Annotated in this window: 18 protein-coding genes; 8 read left to right on the top strand and 10 right to left on the bottom strand. The window is 61.9% G+C overall.

The genetic code is table 11. The annotated features are described in order from the left end of the window. Positions 1–49: 49 nt before the first annotated feature. The 4 genes from HWE17_RS21245 to HWE17_RS21230 all read left to right on the top strand — a co-directional run bounded on the left by HWE17_RS21245 (position 50) and on the right by HWE17_RS21230 (position 2,496). On the top strand, positions 50–598 hold the full coding sequence (locus HWE17_RS21245; protein ID WP_176390129.1) for a DUF3304 domain-containing protein: 549 nt from the start codon (positions 50–52) through the stop codon (positions 596–598). 270 nt (positions 599–868) lie between these two features. Then, the gene (locus tag HWE17_RS21240; protein WP_176390128.1) at positions 869–1,321 is read left to right on the top strand and encodes a DUF3304 domain-containing protein; all 453 of its coding nucleotides are present in this window, start codon (positions 869–871) and stop codon (positions 1,319–1,321) included. Positions 1,322–1,387: 66 nt separating this feature from the next. Further along, the gene (locus tag HWE17_RS21235) at positions 1,388–1,894 is read left to right on the top strand and encodes a DUF3304 domain-containing protein (RefSeq protein WP_176390127.1); all 507 of its coding nucleotides are present in this window, start codon (positions 1,388–1,390) and stop codon (positions 1,892–1,894) included. Between the two features lie 146 nt (positions 1,895–2,040). Beyond that, positions 2,041–2,496, top strand: a complete 456-nt coding sequence (locus tag HWE17_RS21230) for a DUF3304 domain-containing protein (RefSeq protein ID WP_099404141.1) — start codon at positions 2,041–2,043, stop codon at positions 2,494–2,496. Positions 2,497–2,649: 153 nt separating this feature from the next. On the opposite strand, the gene HWE17_RS21225 is transcribed toward HWE17_RS21230, so the two are convergent. From HWE17_RS21225 to HWE17_RS21215, 3 genes are all read right to left on the bottom strand, one after another. Continuing rightward, positions 2,650–3,504, bottom strand: coding sequence for an SIS domain-containing protein (locus HWE17_RS21225; RefSeq protein WP_034750862.1), 855 nt, complete (start codon positions 3,502–3,504; stop codon positions 2,650–2,652). A 111-nt stretch (positions 3,505–3,615) separates the two neighbouring features. Next, positions 3,616–5,088, bottom strand: coding sequence for a glucose-6-phosphate dehydrogenase (zwf, locus tag HWE17_RS21220; RefSeq protein ID WP_034750861.1), 1,473 nt, complete (start codon positions 5,086–5,088; stop codon positions 3,616–3,618). 193 nt (positions 5,089–5,281) lie between these two features. After that, a complete protein-coding gene (locus tag HWE17_RS21215; RefSeq protein WP_158300248.1) occupies positions 5,282–5,479 on the bottom strand; it encodes a hypothetical protein in 198 nt (65 codons plus the stop codon). A 172-nt stretch (positions 5,480–5,651) separates the two neighbouring features. Between HWE17_RS21215 and HWE17_RS21210 the strand changes: the two genes are divergently transcribed. Next, positions 5,652–6,605: a chemotaxis protein gene (locus HWE17_RS21210; protein WP_035821285.1), complete on the top strand. Its 954-nt coding sequence runs from the start codon at positions 5,652–5,654 to the stop codon at positions 6,603–6,605. A gap of 180 nt (positions 6,606–6,785) precedes the next feature. Here HWE17_RS21210 and HWE17_RS21205 read toward each other — a convergent pair whose 3' ends face one another. Both HWE17_RS21205 and pgi read right to left on the bottom strand, forming a co-directional pair. Beyond that, the gene (locus tag HWE17_RS21205) at positions 6,786–7,682 is read right to left on the bottom strand and encodes an SMP-30/gluconolactonase/LRE family protein (protein WP_176390126.1); all 897 of its coding nucleotides are present in this window, start codon (positions 7,680–7,682) and stop codon (positions 6,786–6,788) included. 10 nt (positions 7,683–7,692) lie between these two features. Continuing rightward, on the bottom strand, positions 7,693–9,357 hold the full coding sequence (gene pgi / locus HWE17_RS21200) for a glucose-6-phosphate isomerase (RefSeq protein WP_176390125.1): 1,665 nt from the start codon (positions 9,355–9,357) through the stop codon (positions 7,693–7,695). Positions 9,358–9,693: 336 nt separating this feature from the next. Here pgi and edd point away from each other — a divergent pair, with 336 nt between their 5' ends. From edd to HWE17_RS21185, 3 genes are all read left to right on the top strand, one after another. Next, complete coding sequence (gene edd / locus HWE17_RS21195) at positions 9,694–11,607, top strand: phosphogluconate dehydratase (protein WP_176390124.1); 1,914 nt, start codon at positions 9,694–9,696, stop codon at positions 11,605–11,607. Between the two features lie 3 nt (positions 11,608–11,610). Next, positions 11,611–12,240, top strand: coding sequence for a bifunctional 4-hydroxy-2-oxoglutarate aldolase/2-dehydro-3-deoxy-phosphogluconate aldolase (gene eda / locus HWE17_RS21190; RefSeq protein ID WP_035821279.1), 630 nt, complete (start codon positions 11,611–11,613; stop codon positions 12,238–12,240). A 62-nt stretch (positions 12,241–12,302) separates the two neighbouring features. Continuing rightward, a complete protein-coding gene (locus HWE17_RS21185; protein ID WP_176390123.1) occupies positions 12,303–12,815 on the top strand; it encodes a type IV secretion protein Rhs in 513 nt (170 codons plus the stop codon). An 8-nt stretch (positions 12,816–12,823) separates the two neighbouring features. Here the strand turns inward: HWE17_RS21185 and HWE17_RS21180 are convergent, their stop codons facing one another. Genes HWE17_RS21180 through HWE17_RS21160 form a run of 5 tightly spaced genes read right to left on the bottom strand, consistent with a single transcriptional unit; the run spans position 12,824 to position 18,364 of the window. After that, positions 12,824–13,834: a LytR C-terminal domain-containing protein gene (locus HWE17_RS21180; RefSeq protein WP_176390122.1), complete on the bottom strand. Its 1,011-nt coding sequence runs from the start codon at positions 13,832–13,834 to the stop codon at positions 12,824–12,826. Between the two features lie 13 nt (positions 13,835–13,847). Beyond that, positions 13,848–14,795 (bottom strand): type II secretion system F family protein, encoded by a 948-nt coding sequence (locus tag HWE17_RS21175; RefSeq protein WP_176390121.1) that lies wholly within the window; start codon positions 14,793–14,795, stop codon positions 13,848–13,850. Between the two features lie 19 nt (positions 14,796–14,814). After that, on the bottom strand, positions 14,815–15,789 hold the full coding sequence (locus HWE17_RS21170) for a type II secretion system F family protein (protein ID WP_035821267.1): 975 nt from the start codon (positions 15,787–15,789) through the stop codon (positions 14,815–14,817). Between the two features lie 10 nt (positions 15,790–15,799). Then, entirely contained in the window at positions 15,800–17,167 is a 1,368-nt protein-coding gene (locus HWE17_RS21165) for a CpaF family protein (RefSeq protein ID WP_035821265.1), read from the bottom strand. A 45-nt stretch (positions 17,168–17,212) separates the two neighbouring features. Further along, a complete protein-coding gene (locus HWE17_RS21160) occupies positions 17,213–18,364 on the bottom strand; it encodes an AAA family ATPase (protein WP_176390120.1) in 1,152 nt (383 codons plus the stop codon). Positions 18,365–18,397 lie beyond the last annotated feature (33 nt).

Genomic DNA, 18,397 nt, shown 5'->3' with positions numbered 1-18,397 from the left:
GGATGATCGATAAAATTTCCATTTCTGGACCGCTTCCGAGCACTTTTTCTTGAAGCATCCACGTGTGGACAGTCCCTTATTTTCTATTGCCGTATATGGTAGTAAAGTAGAAAAACCACGTAGCATTTTTTGCAAGGTGAAAATCATGAAATGGATTATGTATCTTGGCACTGTCTTGCTGCTGAGCGGTTGCGCCCTCAAGGCCAGGCAGGTTGAGCAAGCCGGCCCGAGTCCTACCGCGACGGCGCAGGTGGGTATTGTCAATCATACGGGGAAGTATATTTATTCCGCATCGGTGGATGGGGCGGGAGGGGGGAATATGGCCAGATGGGGGGCGGGGGGAGCAAATATTTGCTGCACATCGATTCCCCGTGTATGGCATCCAGGAATGAATGTCTTGGTGCGGTGGAATATGCCTGAAGGTCATACTGACGTCATTAAGGAAAAAATGGTCGAAATTGAAAAATATGACAGGCCAGGAGATATCTATATGCACTTTTTTGAGAATGATGAGGTGAGAGTTGTTGTGTCGAATGATGCAGGATATGGAAAAGATCATCCGATTCAACACACGGCTAATCCATCGACTAAAAAATGAATCCTTAGGATTAAAGCACCACCTTCCAAGGCTACGATCCCGGTCGATGTTTTCTTAAAGCCAGACGTGCGTGATCAGCTAAAAAAATGCTCAAGGTACATGTGGCGTGGCGTCAGACGCATTGTGTAGCATAGCTGGCCAGCCAGTTGCGGCGCACGCGTCAGGGGGCGGATTACTTGTCCGAGCTCGACACGTTGCCCGACGATTTCTGGCAGGCGCGATCGGCTGCCTAGCTTTGCTCCTTCAACTGTTTTTTTTAAGAGGAAAACCATGAAATGGATGATTTATCTTGGCACTGTCTTGCTGCTGAGCGGTTGTGCCCTCAAGGCCAGGCAGGTTGAGCAAGCCGGCCCAAGTCCGACCGCGACGGCGCAGGTGGGTATTGTCAACCATACGGGGAAGTATATTTATTCCGCATCGGTGGATGGGGCGGGAGGCGCCAATATGGCCAGATGGGGAGCGGGGGGAGCCGAGGTTTGTTGTACTTCTATTCCGCGAGTGTGGTATCCGGGAATGAAAGTCCGGGTGCGGTGGAATATGCCTGAAGGGCATACCGATGTTGTCAAAGAAAAAATGGTGGAAGTGGAAAAATACGATGAGCCGGGAGATATCTATATGCACTTTTTCCCCAATGACGAGGTGAGAGTTGTCGTGTCAAATGCTGGAGGGGGTGCAAAAACGCATCCTATTCTTCACTCCGGAAAACCTGCCACTATTCCTTGATGGGATGGTCGATAAAATTTCCATTTCTGGGGCGCTTTCCAGTATTTTTTCTTAATCGGTCGACGCTTGATCGATCCAATTAGCCATTGGTCTTATATGATGAAAATTATGAAACGGATTATTTTTTTTGGCGGTGTTTTGTTTGCTGCCTTGCTGCTGAGCGCTTGCGGCCTCAAGACCAGGCAGCTTAAGGACACCGGCCCACGTCCTACGGCAGGGGCGCAGGTAGGTATCGTGAACCATACAGGGGAATTTATTTACTCCGCATCGGTGGATGGGGCGGGAGGCGCCAATATGGCCAGATGGGGAGCGGGGGGAGCCGAGGTTTGTTGTACTTCTATTCCGCGAATGTGGTATCCGGGAATGATGGTCTTGGTACGCTGGGATATGCCGGATGGACTAAAACATATTATTAAAGAAAAAATGGTAGAAGTGGAAAAATACGATAGGCCAGGAGATATCTATATGCATTTTTTTTCCAATGATGAGGTGAGAGTGGTTGTGTCAAATGTGGACGGCGATAGTAAAAATCATCCTATTCTTCATTACGGAAAACCTGCCAATCTTCCTTGATAAGATGATCGATAAAATTTCCATTTCTGGACCGCTTCCGAGCACTTTTTCTTGAAGCATCCACGTGTGGACAGTCCCCTATTTTCTATTGCCGTATGTGGCGGTAAAGTGAAAAGCGACGTGGCATTTTCTGCAAGGTGAAAATCATGAAATGGATTATGTATCTTGGCGCTGCTTTGCTGCTGAGCGGCTGTGCGTTCAAGGCCAGGCAGGTCGAGGAAGCCGGCCCAGGTCCTACCGCGATAGCGCAGGTGGGTATTGTGAACCATACCGGGAATTTTATTTACTCCGCGTCGGTGGATGGAGCCGGAGGTGCCAATATGGCCAGATGGGGAGCGGGAGGACCTGAAGTTTGCTGTGCCTCCATTCCGAGAGCGTGGTATCCGGGAATGATGGTGCTGGTGCGGTGGGATATGCCGGATGGACTAAAACATATTATTAAAGAAAAAATGGTGGAAGTGGAAAAATACGATGAAACGGGAAGTATCTTTATCCATTTTTTTCCAAACGATGAAGTTCGGGTTGTGGTTTCAATTTATCCCGGTTATAGCACTGCTCATCCGATACGCCACTATGGGAAACCAAAGGATCCCAATTCTTAGACAAGGATGGTGGGCTGATTTTTCGATGCAAAGGCTGCCATGGCGTGTACCGGTTCCTCTTGTGAAATCAAGGAAGAGACATCCCGGTCGAATGGAAACGTTTGGATAAGGAGCGGCTCCGGCGATGCTGGAGCCGGCAGGGTATCAGCCAGATCAGCCGATGAAGGAATCGAACTGCATGTCGAATTCCTGCAGCGCCTTCTGTGCATTTTGCATTTTCTTGCGGAACTCGGGGCCCCGCTGCAGGGCCAGGCCCACGGCCAGCACGTCGATCACCACCAGATAGGCCAGACGGGCGGAAATCGGGGTGTAGGGGTCGGTGTTGAAGACCAGGTCGATCGGGATCAGCACGGTTGCCAGGTCGGCCAGCGGCGTGCCCGATGGGGCCAGCACGACGACGTCGGCGCCGCCGCGGCGCGCCAGTTTCACGGAGCGGACCAGGGCGGGGCTGTTGCCGCGCTGCGAGATGGCCACCAGGCAGTCGCCGCCGCGCAGCAGGGCCGCGGCGATGCTGTGGATGTTCGGATCGCTGTAGGCCACCGTCGGCACGCCCGAGCGGAAGAACTTGTGCTGCGCGTCGGCCGCCACGATGCCCGATGTGCCCTGGCCATAGAATTCGATCTTGCTGGCGCGTGACAGGATGTCGAGCGCGCGCTGGATCGCTTCCGGGTTCAGGTTGTTGCGCAGGTCGAGCAGGGTGTTGATCGAGCGGCTGCAGATTTTATTCACCAGGTCGGCCGCCAGGTCGTCCTGCGCCGGCTGCTCGTTCGCGCCCGGCATGGCCAGGGCCAGCCCCTGCGCCAGCTTCAGCTTGAATTCATGCCAGCCGTCATAGCCCAGGGTGCGGCAAAAACGCACCACGGTCGGTTCCGACACCTGCGCGCTTTTCGCCAGCGCCGTGATGTTCTGGCTGACCGTCTGGTTAGGCTGGTCAAGCACGGCCAGCGCGACCTTCTTCTCCGACTTGGAGAGCGAATCGAGTTGGGTGCGGATGGAGTCAAGCAGCATTAAATTAGTCTTCTGATTTCGGGAAGCGGTGAAGCAGGGAATTCGCGGAGCACAGCTCCGCGCCTGCGTAACGGCCGTGCCTTGCAAGGCACGGCTCCTTGCCCTGCTAGATTAGTCTTCCGGCAGGGCTTCTTCACGCCACTGCAAGCCATCGCGGCCGATCAGGGCGCTGGCGGCGGCAGGGCCCCAGGTGCCGGCCGTGTACGGAATCGGCGCGCTGTCGTTCTGTTCCCAGTTGTCGAGAATCGGCTCGACCCATTCCCAGGCCGCTTCCAGTTCGTCGCCGCGCATGAACAGGGTCAGCTGGCCGCGCAGGACGTCGAGCAGCAAACGCTCGTAGGCGTCCATGCGCGGGGTCTTGAACGACTCGCGGAAATCGAGTTCCAGTTCCGCCGGTTTCAGGCGCATGCCGTCGCCCGGGGTTTTCGCCATCAAATTCATGCGCAAGCCTTCGTCCGGCTGCAGACGGATCACCAGGCAGTTCGGCTGGAAGCTCGACGTGGGCTGGTTGAAGATCGAGTGCGGGATCTGCTTGAAGCGCACGACGATCTCGGCCAGGCTGTCGGCCATGCGCTTGCCCGTGCGCAGGTAGAACGGCACACCGGCCCAGCGCCAGGTGTCGATTTCCGCCTTCAGGGCAACGAAGGTTTCGGTGCGCGAATGTTCCGGCGCATCCGGTTCGTCGCGGTAGCTCGGCACGGTGGCGCCGTCGACGTGGCCGGCGCGGTACTGGCCGCGCACGATGTTTTGCGCCAGGGTGGTGGGCGTGAATTTTTTCAGCGAGCGCAGCACTTGCAGCTTTTCATCGCGCACGGCGTCCGGCGCGATCGAGGTCGGCGGTTCCATGGCGACGATGCACAGCAGTTGCAGCAAGTGGTTTTGCAGCATGTCGCGCAGCGCGCCCGAGGTGTCGTAGTAACCCATGCGGTTGCCCACGCCCAGCTTTTCGGCGATGGTGATCTGCACGTCGGAAATCCATTCGCGGCGCCACAGCGGTTCGAACAGGATATTGCCGAAGCGCAGGGCCAGCAAGTTCTGCACGGTTTCCTTGCCCAGGTAATGGTCGATACGGTAGATCTGCGATTCCTGGAATACCTTGCCCACTTCGGCGTTGATCTGCTTGGCGCTGGCCAGATCGCGGCCCAGCGGCTTTTCCAGGACCACGCGCGAATTCGGCGTCACCAGGCCGTTGTCTTCCAGGTTGTCGCAGATGAGGGCGAACAGATGCGGCGGCGTCGCCAGGTAGTACACGCGCGTCAGGTCGGCATCGCCGCGCAGCGCTTCGACCAGCGGCGCGTACGTGGCCGCATCGCTGGCGTTGAGCGACACGTACACGATGCGCGCGCAGAATTTGCTCCAGGTGGCGGCATTCAGGGTGCTGGCCTTGATATGGGGACGCGAGTTGGTCTCTACCATTTTCAGGAAGGCATCCTGGCCGCTGTCCTGGCGGCCCACACAGATGATGCGCGCCGTCGGCGGCAAATCGTTCGCGACGTCGCGCGCATACATTGCAGGCAACAACTTGCGCATTGCTAAATCGCCGCTGCCGCCAAACAGGACCAGGTCAAAATCGGTAAGTGCCATAAGTGAGTGTCGTCGCAAAAGTAAAAGGGCCGGAGCGGGGAGAAAGCCGACCGGAAGTGCCAGTCTGTCGCTACTATAATCGATGGTGTAAATTTACTACGTAGAACGGGCAATTGCAAGAAATTTTACTACATTCCATCCGCTGCCGTCGCCATTTTGCCCGGTATGCCTGCCAGTGCTGCCAGCATGGCCATTATATGCCGTTCGCCGCTGCTGGCGCTGCGCCATGCTTTTCACCTGGCTTTTCAAAGCAACCATGGTTGCCAGGGAAATTTTCGATTCTCTCCGTCATCATTTGCGCTGTAGCAACAAGCAAATCAAGAAATGCTGTCAGGATCGCCGTTGGCAGCGTAAAGTAGCTTTGAAGAAAGTAAAAAACCGTATAATTCAAGCTGGAATCGATAGCAACTATTGGTTGTAAGAAATTGTACGATACACACTGCACCGCTAGCGCCGGCCATGCCCCGAACCCGCCATCCGACGTCCATGCGACGTGCAGTCCGCACTGTCCGCAGCATCAGGGGCAGGCGACTTAACTTTACAAGACGGCTCAAGGGGACACAATGAATTCAATGCAGCAAGATGTCGATGAACGCACCAGCCTGACAGGCAATAACAAATTCGAACTGTTCCTGTTCAAGCTGGGCACCAGTGATCACTCGACCAGCCGCGAACTGTTCGGCATCAATGTGTTCAAAGTCCGTGAAATCATGGAAATGCCGGCCATCACGGCCGTGGCCGGTTCGCACCCGCACATGCTGGGCGTGGTCAACATCCGTGGCCAGATCGTGCCCGTGATCGACTTGCCGATGGCGGTCGGCTGCAAGAGCAATGGTTTGAAGATCCTGATGGTGACCGAATTTGCCCGCTCGACACAGGCGTTTGCCGTGGAAGAGGTCGATGAAATCGTGCGCCTGGAATGGAACCAGGTGCTGTCGGCCGAGTCGAGCGTTGGCGGCGGCCTCGTCACCAGTATCGCGCGGCTCGATGGCGACACGGACAAGACACGCCTGGCGCAAGTGCTGGACGTGGAACAAATCCTGCGCAACGTGCTGCCGTCGGGCGACCCGGACGTGGACGAGAACAGCATCGGCCCGCAAGTGCGCTTGCCGGCCGGCGCCGTGATCCTCGCGGCCGACGATTCCTCGCTGGCCCGCTCGCTGATCGAAAAGGGCCTCGAAGCGATGGGCGTGCCTTTCATCATGACCAAGACGGGCAAGGAAGCGTGGGAACGCCTGCAGGCGATCTCGGCTCAGGCGGCGACGGAAGGCAAGACGGCGAAAGACAAGGTCGCGCTGGTGCTGACCGACCTGGAAATGCCGGAAATGGATGGCTTTACCTTGACGCGCAACATCAAGAACGATGGCCGTTTCTCCAACATCCCCGTGGTGATCCACTCGTCGCTGACGGGCTCGACCAACGAAGACCACGTCAAGGGCGTGGGCGCCGATGGTTATGTGGCGAAGTTTGTGGCGGCTGAATTGGCCGAGACGATACGCAAGGTATTGTCGCGGTAATTACATGGAGCATCCGTAGGTCGGATTAGCGCAGCGAAGCTGCGCGTAATCCGACGCCACCATGGCCAACACATTGTCGGATTACGCGGGCCTTCGTCCCGCTAATCCGACCTACGCCATAGACATAAAAAAGCGCCGCTACCCGCGAGGGTCCGGCGCTTTTTCTATGCTGGCAAACGATTACGCCTGGTAAGCTGTTTCCGGCTGGCCCGCCACGTCCACGCGCACGGACAGCACGTGGCCCGTCAATGGATAATCGGCGATCTCGGCGGCGGAGCGGTTGTGGCTGGCGCTGGTGATGTACAGGGTGCGCAGGTCGGGGCCGCCGAACGTCACCATGGTGGGGCAGCGCACGGGAACGGTAATTTCACCCAGCAAATGGCCATCGGGGGCGAAGCGCAAGATCTTGCCGCCTTCAAACATGGCTGACCAGTAATTGCCTTCGCTGTCGACGGCCGCGCCATCGGGGCGCCCGCCGTAATCAAACGCTTTCTTGTCCGTGGAAAAACGCTGGAACGGTTGCGGCGCGGAAATGGCGCCCGTGGCCGCGTCGAAATCGAAGCGGTCGATGCGATGCGTGGTGGTGTCCGAGTGATACATGGTGCGCTTGTCCGGGCTGAAGCCCAGGCCGTTCGATACGGTCATGCCGCCCGACCAGACCTTGCGTACTTGTCCCTTTTCCAGCACGAACATTTCTGCAGCATCGGCGTTGCGCGGCTCGAAAATCGTGCCGACCCAGAAGCGGCCGGCCGGGTCGACCTTGCCATCGTTGAAGCGCGTGGTGGCCATGTCGAACGGCGCCGGGGCGATTTCCGCCAGGCTGCCCGTCTTCGTGTCGAGGTGGGCAAAACCGCTGCGCAAGGCCACGATCAGGCCGCCGCCGGCGTTGATCGCCAGCGCCGACGGTTCCGTCGGCATGTTCCATTGCTCATGCTTGCCGCTGGCCGGGTGCAAGCGGTGCACGGCGCGGCCATCGATGTCGACCCAGTACAGGGCCGCTTCCTTGCCATGCCATAGCGGGCATTCGCCCACTTGCATGGGCTTGTCGCTGACTACTTTGATTTCGTAAATATTCATCTATCTCTTTTTAATATGCGGCTTTTGCTGCTTTAGCCAAGGCAATCAAGCCATTGGTCGAGCTGTCGTGGTGGTCGGGACGGGCTTCGCCCGTCAGTTCAGCCTGGATTTTCTTGGCCAGCACCTTGCCCAGTTCCACGCCCCACTGATCAAAACTGTTGACGTTCCACAAGACGCCCTGCACGAAGGTCTTGTGTTCGTACAGCGCGATCAGGGCGCCCAGGGTGGTCGGGGTCAGCTGGTCCATCAGGATGGTGTTGCTGGGGCGGTTGCCGGGGAAAGTCTTGTGCGGCACCAGCGCTTCGATCTCGCTTTCCGGCAAGCCTTGCGCCTGCAAATCAAGGCGCACTTCATCACCCGTCTTGCCCGTCATGAAGGCTTCCGACTGGGCGAAGCAGTTCGCCAGCAGGGCGTCATGGTGGCCCGGCAAGTCGTGCGTGGCGCGCAGGGCGGCGATGAAGTCGATGGGCGTGATGTCCGTGCCCTGGTGCAGCAGCTGGAAATACGCGTGCTGTGCATTCGTGCCGCAATCGCCCCAGATGACGGGGCCGGTCGGCACGTCGACGGGCACGCCATCCTTGGTGACGCGCTTGCCGTTGCTTTCCATGTCCAGCTGTTGCAAGTAGGCGGCAAAGCGGCTCAAATCCTGGTGATAAGGCGCAATGGAAACGGAGCCGCAATCGAGGAACTGGCGGTTCCAGAAGCCCACCATGGCCAGCACGACGGGCATGTTCTGTTCCAGCGGCGCCTGGCGGAAGTGCTGGTCCATCGCATGCGCGCCGGCGAGGAAATCGCTGAAGTATTCAAAACCGACGGACAGGGCCACGGCCAGGCCGATCGACGACCAGACGGAGTAGCGGCCACCGACCCAGTCCCAGAACGGGAACATATTGTCCGGCGAAATGCCGAAGTCGACGATGGCTTGCGTGTTGGTCGAGACGGCCACAAAATGTTGCGCCAGATCCTTTTCTTCGCCTTCGAGCAGGAACCAGGCGCGCGCCGTGTTGGCGTTGAGCATGGTTTCAGCCGTCACAAAAGTTTTCGACGCCACGATGAAGAGCGTTGTTTCCGGATCGACTTTCGACAGGGTCGCTTCCATGTCGTGGCCGTCGACGTTGGAAACAAAGTGCATTTCCAGGCCCGGGTTGGCGTAGGAGCGCAGCGCCAGGCACGCCATTTTCGGGCCCAGATCCGAGCCGCCGATGCCGATGTTGACGATGTCGCAAATCGGCTTGCCCGTGTAGCCGAGCCAGCTGCCATTGCGCACCTTGTCCGTAAACGCCTTCACGCGTTGCAGCACATCTTGCACGTCGGCATCGATATCCTGGCCATCGACGACCAGCCTGGTGCCGCGTGGCGCGCGCAAGGCCGTATGCAGAACGGCCCGATGTTCGGTAAGATTGATTTTCTCGCCAGTGAACATGGCTTCGCGCTGCGCTTCCACGCCGCGCTCGCGTGCCAGGTCCATCAGCAGCGCCATGGCGGTGGCGTCGACACGGTTCTTCGAGTAATCGAGCAGCAGGCCGGCCGCATCGACCGTCATCGTCGAGAAACGGGCGGGGTCGGCCGCGAACAGCTGGCGCAGATGCACGTCGCGCAGGCTGGCGCTGTGCGCTTGCAGGGACTGGAAACTGGCGGTGGCGGTGATGGCAGGAGTAGGTGCTGGCTGGCGCATGGCGGTCGGCTTGGGTGCTTGTCTCGGTTGAAAGGAGCGCGGCGCGTTCGTGGTGGCGAACAGCGGATCCGGCATTGGTATGAGAATAATACATCAGAAAAACGTAATTTCACTACAGTTTGTGACGTGAAGCCGATTTTGTTGTGCTTTTTTTAGCGATTGCCCCCGTGACATATAAGAGCCGTCTTGGCAGGTGCGGCTACGCGATATAGCCCAGGTTTGCCTTGATACGCCGCAATCCGTCGCTTATTTGTGTTGTTGGCCCATGCAAGAGTGCTTCTTCTTCACCATTTTGTAGTAAAATTTCACGAAATACTCATTTTTAAGGAAATCCATATGGCGCTGCATCCAGTAGTCGAATCCGTAACAGCGCGCATCATCGCGCGCAGCCGGCCATCGCGCGGCGCCTATCTGGCGCACCTGGATGCGGCCCGCATCCAGGGCGTGCAGCGCGGCGCCCTGTCGTGCACCAACCTGGCGCACGGCTTTGCCGCTTTTCCCGCCAACGACAAGCTGTCGCTGAAGGAATACAAGAAGCCGTCCGTGGCCATCGTGTCCTCGTACAACGACATGCTGTCGGCGCACCAGCCTTTTGAAGGCTTTCCGCAGATCATCAAGCAAGCCGTGCGCGAAGTGGGCGCTGTCGCCCAGTTCGCCGGCGGCGTGCCTGCCATGTGCGATGGCGTGACGCAAGGTCAGCCGGGCATGGAACTGTCGCTGTTTTCACGCGACACCATCGCCATGTCGACGGCCGTGGCGCTGTCGCACAATATGTTCGACTCGGCCCTGTACCTGGGCGTGTGCGACAAGATCGTGCCGGGCCTGTTGATCGGCGCGCTGCACTTCGGCCACTTGCCAGCCGTTTTCGTGCCGGCCGGTCCGATGACGTCGGGCCTGTCGAACCAGGAAAAAGCCAAGGTGCGCCAGCTGTATGCGCAAGGCAAGGCCACGCGCGAAGACTTGCTCGAAGGCGAATCGAAAGCCTACCATGGCGCCGGCACCTGTACCTTCTATGGCACGGCGAACAGCAACCAGATGCTGATGGAAGTGATGGGCCTGCACTTGCCGGGCGCCGCCTTCATTACGCCAAATACCCCGCTGCGCGATGCGCTCACCAAAGCCGCCGCCCAGCGCGCCGCCGGCATCACGGCGCAAAGCGGCAGCTACTTGCCAGTCGGCCATATCGTCGACGAGAAATGTATCGTCAACGCCATCGTGGGCTTGCTGGCCACGGGCGGCTCGACCAACCACACCTTGCACCTCGTGGCAATCGCCAAGGCGGCCGGCATCGTTATCGACTGGAACGATTTCAATGAGCTGTCGGCCATCGTGCCGATGCTCACGCGCATCTACCCGAACGGCGACGCCGACGTGAACCATTTCCACGCGGCCGGCGGCACCGGTTATCTGATCCGCGAACTGCTGGACGCGGGCTTGCTGCACGAAGATGTCAACACCATCCTGGGCCACGGCTTGCGCGCGCATTGCATGGAACCGTTCCTCGGTGAAGATGGCAAGGTCTTCTGGAAAGATGCACCGGCCGCCAGCGCCGATGAGAACGTGCTGCGCCCCGCCTCGAATCCGTTCGCGCCGGACGGCGGCATGGTGCTGGTCGCCGGTAACCTGGGCCGCGCCGTGATGAAGGTCTCGGCCGTCAAGCCGCAGCACCGCACGGTGGAAGCGCCGGCGCTGGTGTTCAATTCACAGGAAGAATTCATGGCCGCCTACAAGGCGGGGTCCCTGGACCGCGACTTCGTTGCCGTGCTGCGCTTCCAGGGCCCGCGCGCCAACGGCATGCCGGAACTGCATGCGCTGACACCCGCGCTGGCCAACCTGCAGGATGCGGGCCGCCATGTGGCGCTGGTCACCGATGGCCGCATGTCGGGCGCGTCGGGCAAGGTGCCGGCCGCCATCCACGTCTCGCCAGAGATTCTCGCCGGCGGCCCGCTGGGCCTCGTGCGCGACGGCGACATCATCCGCCTCGACGCCTTTACCGGCGTGCTCGAGGCGCTGGTGCCGGCCGACGTCTGGCACGCCCGTGCGCTGGTCACGGCCGACCTGTCGCCGAACCACGTCGGCATGGGCCGCGAGCTGTTTTCCATGTTCCGTTCCACCGTCAGCGCGGCGGAAGAGGGTGCCACCACCTTCGGCCTGCCGTCGCCGATTCCCACCACCGTCGCCTTGCACGACGCCGACAATGTCGGTGACACCGTGCCGGGTTCCGATGAAGACTTTTTGGCTAGGAAATAAGAGATGACCATGACACTACTGGAAATTATGCGCACCTCGAGCGTGATCCCCGTGATTGCGATCGACGATCCTGAACATGCCGTACCGCTGGCGCGCGCGCTGGTGGCGGGCGGCATCCGCGTGCTGGAAGTAACCCTGCGCACCAAGCACGGCCTGGAAGCGATCCGCGCCATGTCGGAAGTGCCGGGCGCCATCGTCGGCGTCGGCACCCTGACCCGTCCCGAGGAATTCGCGCAGGCACGCGATGCGGGCGCCGTCTTCGGCGTCTCGCCAGGCCTGACGTCGGCCCTGGTGGCGGCGGCGAAAAGCAGTGGCTTGCCCCTGCTGCCAGGCGTGATGACGCCAGGCGAAGTGATGGCGGCGCGTGAAAACGGCTTCCAGCAGCTGAAACTGTTCCCGGCCGTGCCGGCGGGCGGCATCGGCATGCTCAACGCGATTTACGGCCCGCTGCCGGACATCACGTTCTGCCCGACGGGCGGCATCTCGCAAGAGACGGCCTCGCAGTTCCTGGCGTGCAAGAACGTCGCCTGCGTGGGCGGCTCGTGGCTGACGCCGAAAGACGCGATCGCGGCCGGCAACTGGGACCGCATCACGGAAATCGCCAAGGCTGCCAGCGGTTTACGTTCGGTTTAAGCGGTACCGGCGCGGCAGGCTCTACGCTTGCTGCGCTTTCTTCCCTATTCTTTATGCGAGTCTTGCGCCGCCCCCTCACCATCGGCGAAACCGCCATGGCCCGCAGCGTCTTCCAGGGCGCCATCGACTACGCGCGCGTGCGCGTCGTGCGCGGCTCCTTTCTACCGTTCGGCTTGCAGAATCAGAACACGGCGATGACGCCGCGTGGCAGCCTGTATTTCATGCCGGCCCAGTACCGTGACGATTTTTCCCGCGAAGGCAACAGCGGCAAGCTGTTCTTCATCCACGAGATGGTGCATGTGTGGCAGTACCAGCTTGGCTACAGCGTGCTGCTGCATGGCGTGCTGCTGGCGCTGTGCGGCGGCTACATCCGGCAGCGCGCCTACCGCTACGATGCGCAGGCCGGCGGCGTCCTGTCCGACTTCAACATGGAACAACAGGGCGACATCATCGCCCACTACTTCGGCGCGCGCCAGCTGGGCATTCCCGCCTACGTGGCGAAGCTGCCGCAGCTGCAGGACATCCTGCAAGGCTTCCTGATCAACCCATCCGACCGGCGCCTGCTGCCGCGCTGATTTCACCATTACGGCGCCAGGTTCGACGCCAGGCGCACGTCCGGCGCGCGCAGGCTGGCTGGCGCATCCTTGCCCAGCAAGATACGCAAGTCGGCGCCCGCGCCGATGCCGCTGTCGCCGGCCGCCTGCACTTGCGGCATGCCGCCCAAGGCCAGGGCCAGTGCGGCGGCCGCCTCGGCGTGGCCGGGGCGGTAGACGATGCTGCTGGCCTGCACCATGTACGGCCGCTGGTTGCCCAGCCGCAGTACGCTGATGCCCATGCCGCCCAGCATGCCGCGCATGCGCGCCGCCATCCCCGTTTCGCCATTGCCGTTGATGACTTCCAGCCGTGGCATGGCTGCCGCCGTCGCTGCCGGTTTTGCCGGGGCTGGCAAGGCGGCGCGTGCCGCCACGGGAGCGTCGCGCCAGCTCAGCGTGAAGATATTCGGCTGCGACTGCGTCAGCTGCAGGCGGCTGGCCGGCGCCGCTGGCGTGGGGGCCAGATCGGGCGCGATGGCGTCCGTGGTGGCATCGACTGTGACGATGCTGCGCGCCAGCGCCGCGATGGTGAGATCCAGGTTGGCGCGCGCCGGCTGCTGGCCGTTGTCGAGCTGCAGCGACTGGCGCAGCATGGCCGCCGCCTGGGCATAGTCTCCCTGCAGGTACAGCACGTAGCCGAGATTGTTGTAGGTCCTGGCCGTCGGCGTTTCTTGCGCCAGTGCCTGCAGCATGGCGCGCGCCGTTTCCAGCTGGCCCAGCTGCGCGTGCAGCACGGCGGCGCCATTGCGCGCATCGGCCGAGTCGGGCGTCAATAGCAGGGCTTCGCGGTAGGCCGCCAGCGCCGCGCGCGGGTCGCCCACTTCCTGCAGGCGCTTGCCCAGCTTGCAGAACGCGGCGCTGCGGGTGGCGGCGCTGTCCTCGATGCGCGCCTGCTGTGGAGGCTCCCGGTGACCTTGGCTGGCCGGGCCGGGCAGGTGGCCGCAGGCGGGCAGCAGGCCGGCGCAGGCCAGCATGAGCATCAGGGTGGTGTGCTGTGACATGGCGGTTCTCCGGTCAGTTGCCGCTGCCCATGCTGGGCAGGAGCACGCGGTAGATTTGCAGGAAGGCTGGTCCCATCAGGACGACCAGCAGCGAAGGGAAGATGAAAAAAATCAGCGGAAATAGCAGCTTGAGGGCGATCTTCGCCGCTTCTTCCTCGGCCAGCTGGCGGCGCTTGGTGCGCAGCTGGTCCGACTGCACGCGCAGCGAGGCGGCGATGCTGGTGCCGAAGCGCTCGGCCTGGATCAGCATGGCCACCAGCGCGTCGACATCCTCGACGCCCGTGCGCAGGGCCAGGTTGCGCAGGGCACGCTCCTTGGTGTTGCCGGCGCGCAGTTCCAGCATCACCAGATGCAATTCCTCGGCCAGCACGGCGCTTTTCAGGGCGATTTCGGCCGCCACCCTGGCCAGCGCCGCATCCATGGCCAGGCCCGCTTCCACGCACACCGTCATCAAGTCCAGCGCATCGGGAAAGCTTTCAAAGATATCGCGCTGGCGCCGCTTGATCATTTGTGCCAGGACGATATTGGGCAGGTAGTAGCCGATGGCGGCCACGATCAGCAGCCAGAACAGGAGAGCCTTGCCCGCCATCTGGCTGCCCGAGGCGCTCAGTCCCAGGAACAGCAGCAGGGGCAAGCCGATGGCCAGCATGGTCTTGGCGGAAAAGAACAGCACGGGCGCCGACGCGTGGCGCAGGCCGGCATTCATGAAGCGCCGGCGCATCACGGAGCCTTCCCAGCCCTGGTCGGGAATCGACAGTTTGGCCAGCGGGCCGCTCAGGCGCACCATGCGCGCCAGCCAGGGGCTGGGCGCGGAGGCGCCAGGCGCTGCCGCGTTCTTGCCGGTGGCGTTGTCCATGCGCTGGCGCAGTGGATCGGGGGCGAAGCTGCGCATGGCCACCAGCACGGTGCCGAAGACGGCGATGAAGAGCAGGGCGAGAAAGGCGAAATGGACGGGATTCATGAGAGTTCTCCTTGCGGGCTCAGACACGGATGCGGATGATGCTGCGCATGACCAGGACGCCGCACACCATCATCACCAGGGCGCCGACCAGCATCTTGCGTCCGCCCGGGTCGACGAACAGCATTTCCAGGAACTGCGGATTGGTCAGGTGGATCATGGCCGCCGCGCCGAAGGGCAGCAGCGACAGGATCCAGGCCGACAGCCGGCCTTCGGCCGACAGCACGCGCACCTGTCCCAGCAGCTTGATGCGTTCGCGGATGATGCGGCTGATGCTGTCGAGCAGCTCGGCCAGGTTGCCGCCCGTTTCGCGCTGGATCAGCACGGCGATGACGAAGTAGCGCAAGTCCGTGCTGGGCACGCGCGTGGCCAGGTTCATCAGCGCATCCTGCATGGCGATGCCGAAATTGACTTCGTCGAAAGTGGCGCGAAATTCCACGGCCAGCGGCGCATTCATTTCATCACCGACCATTTTCAGGGCCGTCGGGAAGGCGTGGCCGGCGCGCAGGGCGCGCGCCATCAGGTCGAGCGCATCGGGCAATTGCTGCTCGATGCGCTGCAGGCGCTTGGCCTTGGCGCGCAAGACCACCAGCAGCGGCAGCAGGGCTGCGCCGGCCACCAGCGGCAGGCGCAGCAGCCACGGCACGCTGAAGTAGCTCAGCAGCAAAAACGCGGCGCCGGCCGAGGCCAGCATCACGCCGGCGAAGCTGGCCACGCTCCAGCTCAGGCCCGACTGTTCCAGCAGGCGGTCGAGCGCATGCACGCGGGGCACGCTGAGCAGCACGCGCTGCAGGGCCGGGGTGTCGCTCAGCAGGCGCTTCTTGATCATCGAGCTGCCCGCGTCGCCATGCGCGCCGGCCGACATGATGCGCAGGCGGCGCGCCACCCGTTCCGCTTCCGGCCCGCGCGAGGTGTTCCAGGCCAGGTACAGTCCCTCGATCAGCAGCACCACGGCGATGAAGGTGAGGATGGCGAATACGTAATAGAGATAGTCCATGATGCTCCCCTTAATGGTACTGGCGGGCGGGATCGAACAGGGTTTCCGGCAGGCTGATGCCGAAGGCGCGCAGGCGTTCCAGGAAATGCGGCCGCACGCCGCTGGCATGGAAATGCCCCTGCACCGTGCCATCCTCGCCGATGCCCGTCTGGCGGAAGGTGAAGATTTCCTGCATGGTGATCATCTCGCCTTCCATGCCCGTGATTTCCTGGATCGAGATGATCTTGCGCTTGCCGTCCGTCAGGCGCGCCACCTGCACCACCACGCTGATGGCGGAACTGATCTGCTGGCGCATGGCTTTCATGGGCAGGCCCGCCGAGGCCATGCTGATCATGTTTTCCAGCCGCGTCAGCGCGTCGCGCGGGGTGTTTGCATGGATGGTGGCCATCGAGCCTTCGTGGCCCGTGTTCATGGCGCCCAGCATGTCGAGCGCTTCGGCGCCGCGCACCTCGCCCAGGATGATGCGGTCGGGGCGCATGCGCAGCGCGTTGCGCACCAGCGCCCGCTGCGTCACTTCGCCCTTGCCCTCGATGTTCGCGGGCCGGGTTTCCAGGCGCACCACGTGCGGCTGCTGCATCTGCAGTTCGGCCGCGTCCTCGATGGTGACGATGCGTTCGGCCGTGCTGATGAAGCCGGAAATCGCATTGAGCATGGTGGTCTTGCCGCTGCCCGTGCCGCCCGAGATCAGGATGTTGACCTTGGCCTTGCCCAGCGCCTGCAGGGTGGTGCTCATTTCCTCCGTCAGGCTGTGCTTGAGCATCAGGTCGGCCAGGCGCAGGGGCTGGGCCGAGAAGCGGCGGATCGACATCACGGGGCCGTCGATGGCCAGCGGCGGGATGATGGCGTTGACGCGCGAACCGTCGGGCAGGCGCGCATCGACCATGGGGCTCGATTCGTCGATGCGCCGGCCCACGCGCGAGACGATCTTGTCGATGATTTTCATCAGGTGGGCGTCGTCCGTGAAGCAGACGTCGCTCAGCTCCAGGCGCCCATGGCGCTCGACATACACCTGGCGGTAGGTGTTGACGAGGATATCGGACACGCCGGGATCGGCCAGCAGCGGTTCGAGCGGGCCGAAGCCCAGTACCTCGTCCTGGATGTCGCGGATCAGCGAGCGCCGTTCCAGCTCGTTGATCACCACATTGTCTTCCGTGAGCACGTCGCTGACGAGGATTTTCAGCTCTTCGCGGATCTGCTCGCGCGATAGGCGCTGCATGCCCTCCAGGTCAACGCGGTCGAGCAGCGCCTGGTGGGTGCGGTGCTTGAGTTGCTGGTAGCTGTGGCTGGCTGCGCCCTGGTGCGCGGCATCGTCATTCAGGCTGGCGTCATCCTGGGCATAGCCCAGGCGGTCCCGCAGGGTGAGTTTTTCGGCAGTCATGGTCGGTCTCCGGTGAATGTAGGGGATCAGGCGCGCTGTAGGGAATCAAGCGCGCGCCAGCAGCCGCGAAACCCAGCCTTGCGCGGCGGGCGGGGTTTCGCCGGCCAGGCTGGCGGCCAGTTCCTGCAGGGCGCGCGAAACGGCGTTGTGCGGCGTCAGCTTGAGGATGGGCACGCCCTGGCTGACGGAAGCCGCCACCGCCTCGTAGTGGTTGGGGATGGATTTGTAGACGTGTTTGCCGTACGCCGCTTCCAGGTCGGCCACGCGGATGCTGTCGCTGCTGGCATAGCGGTTCAGGATCAGGCGGATCTTGTCTTCGCGGTAGCCGAGGCCGCGGAACACGTCGAGCAGGCGCTTGCCGTCGCGCACATACGGCAAGGTTGCCTGCAGTACGGGGAAGATCAGGTCGGCCCGGTCCAGCGCGCGCACGCTGACGGGGTCGAGGCCGCGTCCCACGTCGAGCAGGATGTAGTCGTACTGGCTGCGCGCCAGGGTCAGCAGCCGGTCGATATGGTCGGCCTCGACGTCGGCCGCATGGGCCGGATCGTCGGCGGCGGCCAGCACGCTGTAGGCGGGCGTGATCTGGATCATGCTGGCGGCCAGCAGCGAGGCGTCCAGGCGCACGATCTGCTGCGACAGCTGCGACAGGGTGGTGGCCGGCTTGTGGTCCGAGACGAACAGGGCGGCGTCGCCGAACTGCAGGTTCAGGTCGAACAGCGCCACCTTGCGCTGTTCGCCGGCGGCCAGCGCGTAGCCGAGGTTGGCGGCGATGAAGGTGGCGCCGCTGCCGCCCTTGCACGAGACGAAGGCCAGCACCTGACCCTTGCGCGTGACCTGCTTCTGCAGTTTTTCCTCGATGCGGCGCAGCGCGGCGCACAGGCCGGCATCGTCGTCCGGCAGCAGCACTTCGCGCACGCCGGCGCGCATCGAGCGCAGCAGGAATTGCGGACTTTGCTGCGGACATTGCACGATGATGGCCAGGTTCGGATGGCGTCCGCCCAGCAGTTCGAGCCGTTCCAGCTCCGCCTCGCCCGTCTGCTCCTGCTCCAGCAGCAGCAAGTCCGGCGTGACGCCGTTGTCGAAGACATCGGGTATGCTCGCCAGCAGCGCGACGCGGTCGGCCGCGCTGCGTTCGCGCAGCAGGCGCGTGAGCCGCTTGAGCTGGGCTTCATTTTTCGAGACGATGACGATATTCACGTGGCACTCCCTGGTAAAGGCGTTCGGTAAAGG

This window comes from Janthinobacterium sp. BJB401 (genome assembly GCF_013372745.1).
GTDB lineage: Bacteria > Pseudomonadota > Gammaproteobacteria > Burkholderiales > Burkholderiaceae_D > Janthinobacterium > Janthinobacterium rivuli.
Note: the sequence above shows the minus strand (reverse complement) of the source record. Positions and strands in the feature narration are given on the sequence as shown.